Here is a 12,802-nt window from a genome sequence, read left to right on the forward strand (position 1 = left end):
TCCTACAGCATGCGGTAGGCCCTTCCGGCTGTCACAGCCTGCCGACAGTGCTAAGGTTCTGCCTTGGCTTTTGTACTTTTCCAAGGAAGCTTTTATGCCGGACGCCTCGTCCCTCAACGCTGCATTCATGGTGGTTCAGAGCAATAGCCTGGACGAGCTGCGCAGCCTGGTGGTCAGCATCATGCGGCGCTACCCATTGGCTCCCTTGGAGAATGAAATCGCTCTGGTCCAAAGCAACGGTATCGCCCAATGGCTCAAGCTGGCATTGGCAGAAGATCCTGAAGAGGACGATCTCGGTGGTTGCGGAATAGCCGCTGCCATCGATGTGCAGCTTCCAGGCAGTTTCATGTGGCAGCTCTACCGTATGGTGTTGGGCCGAGACGAAATCCCCGCCACATCCCTGCTCGACAAAGCTCCCCTGACCTGGCGGCTGATGCGCCTGTTGCCGCAAGTGATTGATCGCCCCCATTTCGAACCGCTACAACGCTTCCTCACCCATGACACCGACTTGCGCAAGCGCTACCAGTTGTCCGAGCGCCTGGCAGACCTGTTTGACCAATATCAGGTGTATCGGGCCGACTGGCTCGAAGATTGGGCCGAGGGCCGGCATCAGTTACGTAATGTTCGAGGCGAGATAAAGCCACTGCCTCCAGTAAGTTGCTGGCAGGCTGAACTGTGGCGTGCTCTTTTGGAAGATGTCGGTGAGCAAGGCATGGCCCAGAGCCGCGCCGGTGTTCATCAACGATTTATCGAGTGCATAAATTCCCTCGAACATGCACCAGCAGGACTACCCTCGCGGGTGATCGTGTTCGGTATATCCTCGTTGCCCGCCCAGGTGCTTGAAGCGTTGGCCGGACTCGCACGTTTCAGTCAGGTGCTGTTGTGTGTACACAACCCTTGCCGACACCACTGGGCCGATATCGTCGCCGACAAGGATCTGCTGCGTCATCAATACAAGCGTCAGAGCCGCAAGAACGGCATGCCGGTCGTACTCGATCCTGAAACGTTGCACCAACATGCTCATCCGCTGCTCGCCGCCTGGGGCAAGCAAGGCCGCGACTATATCAACCTGCTCGACAGTTACGATGACCCCAACAGCTATCGCGCGGCGTTTCGTGACGGGCGCATTGATCTGTTCAGCGAAAATCAGCCACATAACATGCTCAACCAACTTCAGGACGACATCCTCGAGTTGCGGCCACTCAATGAAACGCGTGAGCGCTGGCCTGCCGTTGACTTGACGCAGGATGGGTCGATCCGCTTCCACATAGCCCACAGTGCCCAGCGCGAAGTGGAAATCCTTCACGATCAGTTACTCGCACGCTTCAGCGCCAATCCAGATCTGCGCCCACGAGATGTAATTGTGATGGTGCCGGACATCGACAGCTATGCGCCGCATATCCGGGCGGTGTTCGGACAACTGGATCGACATGATCCACGCTTCATTCCATTTACCTTGGCCGACCAGGGCCAGCGGGGCCGCGATCCGTTGCTGATTGCTGTCGAGCACCTGCTGAAGCTGCCCGATAGTCGTTTCCCGGTGAGCGAGATCCTCGATCTGCTCGACGTCCCTGCGTTGCGCGCCCGATTTGGCGTACAAGAGCGTGATTTGCCTACTCTGCATCGCTGGATCGAAGGAGCAGGCGTGCGCTGGGGAATGAACGCCGGGCAACGTGCCGGCCTGGGCTTGCCGGATGAGCTTGAACAGAACAGCTGGCATTTCGGTTTGCGGCGGATGTTGTTGGGGTACGCAGTTGGCAGCTCCAGCGCCTGTGCCGGTATCGAACCCTACGATGAAATCGGTGGTCTGGATGCTGCGTTGATCGGTCCGTTGGTTGCCCTGCTCGATGCATTGGAACTGGCCCATCACGAACTCACTCAAGTCGCTCAGCCCAAGGTGTGGGGCCAGCGCCTGCAAATCCTGATGCAGCTGTTTTTCAAGGCCAGTAACGAGCACGACGATTATCTGCTCACGCAACTTGAGGAGTTGCGCGAAACCTGGCTGCAGACCTGTGAATCCGTTGGGTTGGTCGATGAATTGCCGCTGACGGTGGTTCGCGAAGCCTGGCTCGCGGGGCTGGATCAGGGGCGTCTGTCCCAGCGTTTTCTCGCCGGCGCAGTAAACTTTTGCACGCTGATGCCCATGCGGGCGATCCCGTTCAAGCTTGTCTGTTTGCTGGGGATGAACGATGGCGATTATCCCCGGGCGCAACCCCCGCTGGATTTCGACCTCATGGGCAGTGACTACCGGCCAGGGGACCGTTCCCGGCGTGAAGACGATCGCTATCTGTTGCTCGAGGCGCTCCTGTCTGCGCGCGATCAGCTGTACATCAGTTGGGTCGGACGCAGCATTCGCGACAACAGTGAACGGCCTGCTTCAGTGCTGATCGGGCAGTTGCGCGATCACCTCGCCAGTGGCTGGCGGTCGCTCGATGAGCATCAGGATCTGTTGACCTCCATGACCGAGGAGCATCCCCTGCAACCGTTCAGTTCGCGCTATTTCCATGACGGCGATCAACTATTCAGTTATGCCCGTGAATGGCAGGTTTTGCACCAGGTGCATGCGCCACAACATGAGATGGAGCTACTCGCGCCCCATGTTCAGGAGGAGCCGCTGAGTCTGGCTCTTCTGCAGGATTTCTTGCGTAACCCGGTCCGGCACTTTTTCACGCAGCGCCTCAAAGTGTACTTCGAGGCCGCCGAGGCGCCCCTGGCTGACGAAGAACCGTTCGTGCTGGACGCATTGCAACGCTACACACTGAGCGACAGCCTGCTCAACGCCGCACTCCGGCAGCCCGACAATATCGATCGGGCACTCGAAGATCAGGCGCGGCGTTTGCAAAACAGCGGATTGCTGCCCATGGCCGGCTTCGGCGAATGCTTGCAACGAGAGTTGATCGAGCCGTTACCGGACTTGCTGCAACGTTACCAACACCTTCTGGCGTTATGGCCGACACCATTGACCAGCGCGCTCCCGGTCAGTCTAGAGTTGCAGGGCGTGCGTGTTGAAGGCTGGCTCGCCGGTTTGCATCAACGCGCTGACGGTGGCGTGTTGTCGGTCACGACCATTCCCAACAGCATCGGCTCGATCAAAAGTCGAAAATGGCATCGGTTGATCAAGCCGTGGGTCAATCACCTGGTGGCCTGCGCCAGCGGACTTATCCTGACCACGGCACTGGTGGCGAGTGACGATACGCTGCTGCTTGAGCCGACGGAGAAGGACCGAGCGGTTCGTTTTCTGGGTGATCTGCTGCTCGCCTGGCAGGCCGGCATGCGCCAGCCGCTGCCGATCGCGGTCAAGACGGCCTTCGCCTGGCTTGCGCAGACTGATCCGCTCAAGGCTGAGGCGGCTGCCAGAAAAGCCTACGAAGGCGACGGCCAGACCAGTGACGGTGAGCGCCGTGAAAGCCCTGCGCTGTCACGCCAATTCGCTGACTTTGACGCATTGAGTGCCGACGAAACATTCTCCGGTTGGTGCGACGCGTTGTATCGCCCCCTGTTTGAAGCGCCATGGCGCTCGTTGGCCAGCGAAGGGGCACGCGCATGAGTACCAAAACACCGCTGGCTCTGGCCTTCCCACTGCACGGCAGTCAACTCATCGAAGCCAGTGCGGGTACCGGCAAGACCTTTACCATTTCTGCTCTCTATCTGCGGCTGATCCTTGGCCACGGCGGCGAATCGAGCGGCTTCGGCCGTGAATTGCTGCCCCCGCAGATTCTTGTGGTGACCTTCACCGATGCCGCCACCAAGGAGCTGCGTGAAAGAATCCGTACGCGGCTGGCCGAGGCTGCGCGGTTTTTCCGTGAAGAAACCCCGGCGCCGGATGGCTTGATTGCCGAGCTGCGCGAGCAGTTTGACCCGGCACAATGGCCCGGTTGCGCCAATCGCCTGGACATCGCCGCGCAATGGATGGATGAAGCGGCTGTCTCCACCATCCACAGTTGGTGCCAGCGCATGCTGCGCGAACACGCGTTCGACAGCGGCAGCCTGTTTACCCAGTCCCTGGAAACCGATCACAGCGATCTGCTCGGTGAAGTACTGCGCGATTACTGGCGACTGTTCTGTTACCCGATGCAGGGCGACGCGCTGAACTGGGTTCGCGCTAACTGGGGTGGGCCGGCAGCGTTGTTGCCACGAGTGCGCGGCCTGTTTGGCAGTGAGCGCGACAGTGATGACGGCAAGGCCCCTGCAGAATTGATCAATGAGTGTCTGCAAGAACGGCGTGCCGCGTTGCTTGAGCTGAAGATGCCGTGGCGTCAGTGGGCCGATGAGCTGCTGGTGATCTGTCACGAAGGCGTTGCGAGCAAAGCCGTCGATGGACGCAAGATGCAGGCGCGCTACTTCGAGCCCTGGTTCGAGAAACTCAAGGCGTGGGCCGAAGACGAGGCCATGGAGCAACTGGACATCGGCACCGGTTTCACCCGATTGACCCCTGACGGAATGGCCGAAGCCTGGAAGGGCCAGGCACCGAGTCATCCGGGTCTCGACGCGATGCCGGGGCTCAAGTCGAGCCTCGACGCGCTTCCCACCCCCGATGCCGCCGTATTGCAACATGCGGCGAGATGGGTGGGCGCGCGTTTTGAGGAAGAGAAGCGTCGTCGTGCGGAAATGGGGTTCGACGACATGCTGTTGCGCCTCGATGCGGCGTTGCAATCCGACAGCGGCGAGCGCCTTGCTGCGGTGATCCGCGAGCAGTTTCCGGTTGCTCTGATCGATGAGTTTCAGGACACCGACCCGGTGCAATACCGGATTTTCGAGAGCATCTACCGCATCGAGGACAACAGTCCGGATACCGGCCTGTTCCTGATCGGTGACCCCAAGCAGGCGATCTACGCGTTCCGTGGCGCCGATATCTACACCTACCTGCGTGCGCGTCAGGCCACTGCCGGCCGCCTGCATACGCTGGGCACCAACTTCCGCTCCAGCCATGGCATGGTCAACGCGGTCAATCACGTATTCGAACGCGCCGAGTCCCGCGAACAGGGACGCGGCGCGTTTTTGTTTCGGGAAAAAACCGGTGAAAACCCGGTGCCGTTCCAGCCTGTTGAGTCTCAGGGGCGCAAAGAGCGGCTGCAGATTGCCGGGCACGATGTCGCGGCACTGAATGTCTGGCACCTGTCGACGGAGCAGCCGCTGACAGGCGCGGTCTATCGCCAGCAGTTGGCGGCGGCCTGTGCCAGCGAAATCACCGCGTTGCTCAATGGCGGGCAAGCCGGTGCGGCGGGATTTGTCCGCGACGGAGAAGACTTCAGAGGCTTGCGACCCTCTGACATTGCGATTCTGGTACGCGACGGCAAAGAGGCCCAAGCCGTACGCGCAGAACTCGCGGCCCGTGGCGTGCGCAGCGTTTACCTGTCGGACAAGGACTCGGTGTTCGCCGCCCAGGAAGCGCATGACCTGCTCTCCTGGCTCAAGGCCTGCGCGGAGCCGGATGTCGAGCGCTCTCTGAAGGCTGCGCTGGCCTGCATCACCCTCAATCTGCCGTTGGCTGAACTGGAACGTTTGAATCAGGACGAGTTGGTCTGGGAAGCCCGGGTCATGCAGTTTCGTGGCTATCGCGAACTGTGGCGCAAGCAAGGTGTGTTGCCGATGTTACGGCGCCTGCTGCACGACTTTCACCTGCCGCAGACCCTGATCGCACGCAGTGATGGCGAGCGGGTACTGACCAACCTTTTGCACTTGTCGGAACTGATGCAGCAGGCTGCCGCTGAGCTTGATGGCGAGCAAGCGCTGATTCGTCATCTGGCCGAGCTTCTGGCGTTGTCTGGTCAGGCCGGCGAAGAGCAGATATTGCGTCTGGAGAGTGACGAGCAACTGGTCAAGGTCGTGACCATTCACAAGTCCAAGGGGCTTGAGTATCCACTGGTGTTCCTGCCGTTCATCTGCTCGGCAAAACCGGTGGATGGCAGTCGCTTGCCGCTGCATTACCACGATGCCTCCGGCGAAGCCCAGGTGACACTGAAGCCGACCGCCGAATTGATCGCCCTGGCGGATGACGAGCGTCTGGCCGAGGACCTGCGTCTGCTCTACGTCGCCCTGACTCGCGCGCAACATGCCTGCTGGCTGGGTGTCACGGACCTCAAACGCGGTAATAACAACGGTTCGGTGCTTCATCTTTCGGCGCTTGGCTATCTGCTGGGTGGCGGCGCAAGGCTGGATGAGTCAACCGGTCTGAGCCGCTGGCTGCAGGATTTGCAGCAGAACTGCACGGCCATCAGCTTGGGGGAGTTGCCTCAAGCCACTCAGGATATCTACCGGCCCGAGCGTAACGAAGCGATCCTCAGCGCTACATTGGTGCCCAGGCGCAAGGCCAGCGAAAACTGGTGGATTGCCTCTTACAGTGCTTTGCGCATCAGTGACGTATTGAGCCTGGGCAGCGATGAGGCGCCGGACAGTCCACAAGCGCAAAAGCTGTTTGATGATGAGCGTCTCGACCCGGATGCGCCACGCGAGATCGTCGCCGGTGGCGCCGATATTCATCGTTTTCCTCGCGGTCCGAATCCGGGAACCTTTCTTCATGGTCTGCTCGAATGGGCCGGAGACGAAGGTTTTGCCGTTCCTTTTGAAACGCTCAAGGATGCGATTGGCCGGCGCTGCAACCTGCGTGGTTGGGAGGGGTGGATCACCACCCTGAGTGACTGGCTGCAACACTTGCTCAAGTCGTCGCTGCCAGCAGGTGGCGGACAGCCTCCGGTGGTTCTCGAGCAACTGAAACAGTACCGCGTCGAGATGGAGTTCTGGTTCGCCAGCCACAAGGTCGATGTTCTCAAACTCGATGAGTGGGTGCGCCAGTACACCCACAACGGTGTGGCACGAGTGGCCGCCGAGCCAGTACAGCTCAACGGCATGTTCAAAGGCTTCATCGACCTGACCTTCGAACATGAAGGGCGCTACTACGTGGCCGACTACAAATCCAACTGGCTGGGTGTCGACGATGCGGCCTATACCGAGCAAGCCATGGAGCGCTCGATTCTCGACAACCGTTATGACCTGCAATACGTGTTGTATCTGCTGGCGTTGCATCGACAACTGAAGGCGCGGTTGCCTGACTACGATTACGATCGGCATGTCGGTGGTGCCTTGTATGTGTTCCTGCGCGGGACCCGGGCAGACAGTCGCGGGGTGTATTTTGCGCGGCCGCCGCGCGAACTGATCGAGCGCCTGGATCGCCTTTTCCAGGGCAAGCCGGAACCCAAGGCCGAACCCGCATGGGAACAGGGAGTCCTGCTATGAGCCGTACCTTCGCCGATCTGTCATCGGCTATCGACAACCCGTCGAGCCTGGCGCCACTGACCAGTGCCTCGGATCTGCTGATCTTGCTTGATCGCTGGGTCGAGCGAGGCTGGCTTCGTTCGCTGGACAAGGCCTTTATCGGTTTTCTGTACGAACTCGCACCCCAGTCCGATCCACTGGTGTTGCTCGCTGCCGCACTGACCAGCCATCAACTGGGTCACGGACATGTCTGCCTCGACCTGTTCGAAACCCTCAAGGCCCCGGATTTCGCCCTGTCTTTACCTCCTGAAGGCGATGAGCAAAGTGATGTCTTGCTCCTGCCGTCGCAGTTGCTTGAAACGCTGGATGGCGCCCATTGGTGCAAGGTGCTGGCGAGCAGCGCTCTGGTTGCACTCGCTGCGGACAATAGCGAAGCGGCGCATCAGCGACCGTTGGTGCTGTCCGGCAAGCGTCTGTACCTGCGGCGCTACTGGGCCTATGAGCGGCGTATCGATGCGGCGTTACGCACACGTCTGGCCCAAGGCGAAACGCCGCCGGATGACTTGCCCCAGCGTCTCGATGAATTGTTCGGCCCCGCCAGGCCCGGAGCAGTGATCGACTGGCAGAAACTCGCCTGCGCGCTTGCCACTCGGGGAGCCTTCAGCATCATCACGGGTGGTCCGGGTACCGGCAAGACCACCACGGTGGTGCGCCTGTTGGCGTTGCTCCAGGCACCTGCCGTGGAGGCCGGTCAGCCGCTGCGGATTCGCTTGGCAGCACCCACCGGCAAAGCCGCTGCGCGGTTGACCGAGTCCATCAGCCAGCAGGTGCAGTCGCTGAAGGTCGCCGAAGCCGTTCGCGAGAAAATCCCCTGCGACGTGACCACCGTGCACCGTCTGCTCGGCAGTCGTCCCGGTACCCGACACTTTCGTCATCATGCCGGCAACCGCTTGCCGCTGGATGTGCTGGTGGTCGACGAAGCGTCGATGATCGACCTGGAAATGATGGCCAATCTGCTTGATGCTTTGCCGGCGCATGCGCGTCTGGTGTTGCTTGGCGACAAGGATCAGCTCGCCTCCGTGGAGGCGGGTGCGGTGCTCGGCGATCTGTGCCGCGATGCCGAGGCTGGCTGGTACAACTCGCAGACCCGGCAATGGCTGGAGTCGGTCAGTGGTGAGTCATTGCAGAACAGCGGTTTGCACGAAGACGACGACGGTTCGCATCCCCTGGCGCAGCAACTGGTGATGCTGCGCCACTCCCGGCGTTTCGGTGAAGGCAGCGGCATCGGTCAACTGGCGCGGCGGGTCAATCAGCAGTTGCCGGATGAGGCGCGCCAGTTGCTGGCGGCCGGACACTACGACGATGTGTTTTCCCTGCCGCTCAAGGGCGAACACGATCACACGTTCGAGCGGCTGCTGCTCGACGGTCATGGGGAAGGTCCAAAGGGTTATCGCCACTATCTGAATATCCTGCGCCAACAACGCCCGCCAGCGGAAAGACCGCTGGAGCATCCGGACTGGATCAACTGGGCGCGGGAAGTGCTGCAGGCGTTCGACACCTTCCAGTTGTTGTGTGCTGTGCGCAAGGGGCCTTGGGGCGTTGAAGGGTTGAATCTGCGGATCACCGAAACGCTGCTCAAGGCACGCCTGATCGAGCATGACCAGCAATGGTATGAAGGCCGGCCGGTGCTGATGACGCGCAACGATTACGGTCTGGGTCTGATGAACGGCGATATTGGCATTGCCCTCAAGTTGCCCGAGCGCGAAGGCCCGGACGCCGGCAAACCGGTGCTGCGCGTGGCCTTTCCGCGTAACGACGGGCAGGGCGGTGTGCGTTTCGTGCTGCCGAGCCGGCTCAACGATGTGGAAACGGTGTACGCGATGACGGTGCACAAATCCCAGGGCTCCGAGTTCGCCCACACCGCGCTGATCCTGCCGGACGCCTTGAATCCGGTGTTGACCAAGGAATTGATCTATACCGGTATTACCCGGGCCAAACACTGGTTCACTTTGATCGAGCCCCGGGCCGGCGTGTTTGAAGAGGCGGTGCAGCGCAAGGTCAAGCGCCTGAGCGGATTGATGCTGGAACTGGAAGAAGGTGGCGAGGTTCGGGAATGAAATAGCCTGATGTTCGGTGCCGATTACTGACCAACTGGTCAGCAGCTGCTGTCTCGCTGGTGTTACTGCGCTGTGCTATCGTTGCGGCATCATTTCGGTACGATCCAAGAGAATCCCTGCATGAAGGTGGCTGTCTGGGCGACAGAGCGCGTGGTTCGCTGCAAGCACGCATTGCTTGTCGGTCTGCTCTGTTTGCTGACCGGCGCCGCCATGGCGCAGGCACAGACGCCGGTGGGCATGGCCGAGCAGCGCGCCCAGTCGGTGACGCAGGTTGTGCTGGGCATCCTCAGTTACGCGCGCTGGCCGGTGGAACCCGCACAATTGCGCCTGTGCATCGTCGGCCCCACCGAATACACCGATGACCTGGTCAAAGGCACTACGCAAGCCACCGGTCGTCCGGTCGCTGTGCGCCGACTGCTGGCCGACAACCCGGCGATCGTCAGCGAATGCGATGCGGTGTACATCGGCAAACTCACCGCAGATGAACGCAGTCGGCTGTTCACCTCATTGATCGGCCATCCGGTGCTGAGCATCAGCGAAGGGGGCGATCAGTGCACGGTCGGCAGCCTGTTCTGCCTGCGGGTCGGCGATCAGCAGGTTTCCTTCGAGGTCAATCTCGACTCCGTCGCCCGCAGCGGTGTACGCATCCACCCGAGCGTACTGCAGTTGTCGCGCCGCAAACCGGCGGCACCATGAAGCTGTTTCGTTCCAGGAGCCGCCCGACACTGGGCTCGGTCATCGGCCGCGGCCATTTGATTGTCGCGCTGGTGGCCGTGACGATGGCCAGCGTGTCGCTGACCCTGCTGGGCGTTCTCGCGCTGCGGGTGTACGCCGATCACAACCTGCATCTGATTGCACGTTCGATCAGCTACACCGTGGAAGCGGCGGTGGTGTTCAACGATAAGGACGCCGCCACCGAAGCGCTGGCCTTGATCGCGTCCACCGAAGAGGTGGCGGATGCCCAGGTGTTCGACACACAGGGGCAGTTGCTGGCGCGTTGGCAGCGGCCCGAAAACGGTCTGTTTTCCCAACTGGAAATGCAGGCTGCCCGGACCATTCTGGAAAAGCCGATCAGCCTGCCCATCATGCATCAGGACCGTGAAATCGGGCGTATTCTGCTGGTCGGTCACGGCGGTAGCCTGATGCGCTTCTTGCTCAGCGGTCTGGCGGGGATCATTCTCTGCACCGCAATCAGTGCCTGGGTCGCGCTGTATCTGGCGCGCCGACAGCTGCGCAGCATTACCGGCCCGCTTCGCAGCCTCGCGGCGGTGGCCCACGCTGCCCGCAGCGAGCGAGCACTGGATCGCCGGGTACCGCCGGCGCAGATCGCCGAGCTCGACAACCTCGGCAACGACTTCAATGCCCTGCTCGATGAACTCGAATCCTGGCAGACCCATCTGCAAAGCGAGAACGAAACCCTCGCCCATCAGGCCAGCCACGACAGCCTCACCGGTTTGCCCAACCGGGCGTTTTTCGAGGGGCGATTGATTCGCGCCTTGCGCAACGCCGGCAAGCTCAATGAGCGGGTGGCGGTGCTGTTTCTCGACAGCGACCGCTTCAAAGGCATCAATGACAACTTCGGTCACGCCGCTGGCGACGCGGTGCTGGTGGCGGTCGCCAATCGGATCCGCGCGCAACTGCGTGAAGAGGATCTGGTGGCGCGGCTCGGCGGCGACGAGTTCGCCGTACTGCTCGCGCCGCTGCACAAGATCGAGGACGCCGAGCGCATTGCTGACAAGATTCTCGCCAGCATGGACATGCCCATCGCGCTGCCGGGCGACACCAGTGTGGTGACGTCGCTCAGTATCGGCATTGCGGTTTTCCCCGATCATGGCGCCACGCCAGGTGCCTTGCTCAACGCCGCCGACGCCGCGATGTATCAGGCCAAGCGCCTGTCGCGTGGCGCTCAATTCACTGCCGGGTCGGAGAGCCCGGTCGTCAATCTGCAAACCAGGAGCTGATTCCGTGTTCACATTTCCCGCTCGACTGTTTTCCGCCTTGCTGATGATCGCCGTACTGGCGCTGACCGGGTGCCAGACCGCACCGCAGAAAGGCCTGACCCCGGCGCAGATCGCCGTCCTCAAACAACAAGGCTTCGAAGCGACCGACGAGGGCTGGGAGTTTGGCCTGTCCGGCAAAGTGCTGTTTGGCAGCGATATCGAAAGCCTGAACAACCAGAGCACCGAAATCGTCGAACGCATCGGCAAGGCACTGCTCGGCGTCGGTATCGAGCGGGTGCGGGTCGACGGTCATACCGATGCCTCGGGCAAGGAAACCTACAACCAGCAACTGTCACTGCGCCGTGCCAAGAGTGTGGCCAAAGTGCTGACCACCGTCGGTATGAAGGAAGAGAACATTCAGCTGCGCGGACTGGGCAGCAGCGAGCCGGTGGCGTCCAATGACACTGCCGCCGGACGCACCGAAAATCGCCGGGTGTCGATTGTGGTCAGCGCCGATTAATCGGCAAACCGCATCTCGCGGGTCTGCCCCATCAGCAGACCCTGATTACGCTCGGTCACCTCACGGATGTAATCCCACAACAGGGTGATCCGCTTCAACTTGCGCAAGTCCTCCCGGCAGTACATCCAGAACTGTCGGGTGATGTCGATTTCTTCGGGCAGCACCGGCAGCAGGCGCGGATCCTGCGCCGCGAGGAAGCACGGCAGAATCGCCAGTGAACGCCCTTGCTGCGCCGCGACGAACTGCGCGATCACGCTGGTGCTGCGCAGGTTTGCGCTGGCGCCGGGCAGCACGTTCGCCAGGTAAAGCAGCTCCGAGCTGAACGCCAGGTCATCCACATAACTGATGAATTGATGCTTGCCCAAATCGGCCGGGCGGCGGATCGGTGGGTGCTGGTCGAGGTAGTCCTGGGTTGCGTACAGCTGCAAGCGGTAGTCGCAGAGTTTGCAGCACACGTACGGGCCGTGCTCCGGGCGCTCCAGGGCAATGACGATATCGGCTTCGCGTTTGGACAGGCTGATGAAGTGCGGCAGCGGCAGGATGTCCACCGAGATCGCCGGGTAGGCGTCGACGAAGTGGCTCAGCTGCGGGGTGATGAAAAAACTGCCGAAACCTTCGGTGCAGCCCATGCGTACATGCCCGGAAAGTGCCACACCAGAGCCCGAGACCTGCTCGCAAGCCATGTGCAACGTGCTTTCAATCGACTCGGCATAGCCCAGCAAACGCTGGCCTTCAGTGGTCAGGACAAAACCGCTGGTGCGCGATTTTTCGAACAGCAATGTACCCAGCGCCGCTTCCAGTGAACTGATGCGCCGCGACACGGTGGTGTAGTCCACCGCCAGACGTTTGGCCGCGGTGCTGGCCTTGCGGGTACGGGCGACTTCGAGGAAAAACTTCAGGTCGTCCCAGTTCAGCGACCCCAGGGAGGTGATGTTTTTTTGCATGATGGACGGGCTTATATGTGCGTTCTTATTAGAAGTTTGCACATCTATACTCCAAAAACAGTCCGACAA

7 protein-coding genes are annotated in these 12,802 nt (G+C 61.0%); 6 read left to right on the forward strand and 1 reads right to left on the reverse strand.

The features are described 5' to 3' along the window. The first annotated feature begins 94 nt into the window (after positions 1-94). The 6 genes from recC to M0808_RS22960 all read left to right on the forward strand — a co-directional run bounded on the left by recC (position 95) and on the right by M0808_RS22960 (position 11,789). Positions 95-3,547: an exodeoxyribonuclease V subunit gamma gene (gene recC, locus M0808_RS22935; protein ID WP_247842520.1), complete on the forward strand. Its 3,453-nt coding sequence runs from the start codon at positions 95-97 to the stop codon at positions 3,545-3,547. After that, entirely contained in the window at positions 3,544-7,233 is a 3,690-nt protein-coding gene (gene recB / locus M0808_RS22940; protein ID WP_247842521.1) for an exodeoxyribonuclease V subunit beta, read from the forward strand. The genes recC and recB overlap by 4 nt, the downstream gene beginning before the upstream one ends. Continuing rightward, positions 7,230-9,329: an exodeoxyribonuclease V subunit alpha gene (recD, locus tag M0808_RS22945; RefSeq protein ID WP_247842522.1), complete on the forward strand. Its 2,100-nt coding sequence runs from the start codon at positions 7,230-7,232 to the stop codon at positions 9,327-9,329. Before recB ends, recD begins: the two co-directional genes overlap by 4 nt. Positions 9,330-9,449: 120 nt before the next feature. Then, positions 9,450-10,025 (forward strand): YfiR family protein, encoded by a 576-nt coding sequence (locus tag M0808_RS22950; protein WP_027614152.1) that lies wholly within the window; start codon positions 9,450-9,452, stop codon positions 10,023-10,025. Next, on the forward strand, positions 10,022-11,290 hold the full coding sequence (locus M0808_RS22955; protein ID WP_135294907.1) for a diguanylate cyclase: 1,269 nt from the start codon (positions 10,022-10,024) through the stop codon (positions 11,288-11,290). The genes M0808_RS22950 and M0808_RS22955 overlap by 4 nt, the downstream gene beginning before the upstream one ends. A 43-nt stretch (positions 11,291-11,333) precedes the next feature. Beyond that, entirely contained in the window at positions 11,334-11,789 is a 456-nt protein-coding gene (locus tag M0808_RS22960; protein ID WP_171061906.1) for an OmpA family protein, read from the forward strand. Here M0808_RS22960 and M0808_RS22965 read toward each other — a convergent pair. After that, a complete protein-coding gene (locus M0808_RS22965; protein WP_007962101.1) occupies positions 11,786-12,733 on the reverse strand; it encodes a LysR family transcriptional regulator in 948 nt (315 codons plus the stop codon). The two genes, M0808_RS22960 and M0808_RS22965, sit on opposite strands and share 4 nt — an antisense overlap. Positions 12,734-12,802: the final 69 nt, after the last annotated feature.

This window comes from Pseudomonas sp. MWU12-3103b (assembly GCF_023100615.1).
GTDB lineage: Bacteria > Pseudomonadota > Gammaproteobacteria > Pseudomonadales > Pseudomonadaceae > Aquipseudomonas > Aquipseudomonas putida_A.

What these genes read in the sequence shown, in the direction of transcription:
- recC (WP_247842520.1), top strand. Translation starts at nt 95, where the DNA reads ATGCCGGACGCCTCGTCCCTCAACGCTGCATTCATGGTGGTTCAGAGC.
- recB (WP_247842521.1), top strand. Translation starts at nt 3,544, where the DNA reads ATGAGTACCAAAACACCGCTGGCTCTGGCCTTCCCACTGCACGGCAGT.
- recD (WP_247842522.1), top strand. Translation starts at nt 7,230, where the DNA reads ATGAGCCGTACCTTCGCCGATCTGTCATCGGCTATCGACAACCCGTCG.
- M0808_RS22950 (WP_027614152.1), top strand. Translation starts at nt 9,450, where the DNA reads ATGAAGGTGGCTGTCTGGGCGACAGAGCGCGTGGTTCGCTGCAAGCAC.
- M0808_RS22955 (WP_135294907.1), top strand. Translation starts at nt 10,022, where the DNA reads ATGAAGCTGTTTCGTTCCAGGAGCCGCCCGACACTGGGCTCGGTCATC.
- M0808_RS22960 (WP_171061906.1), top strand. Translation starts at nt 11,334, where the DNA reads ATGATCGCCGTACTGGCGCTGACCGGGTGCCAGACCGCACCGCAGAAA.
- M0808_RS22965 (WP_007962101.1), bottom strand. Translation starts at nt 12,733, where the DNA reads ATGCAAAAAAACATCACCTCCCTGGGGTCGCTGAACTGGGACGACCTG.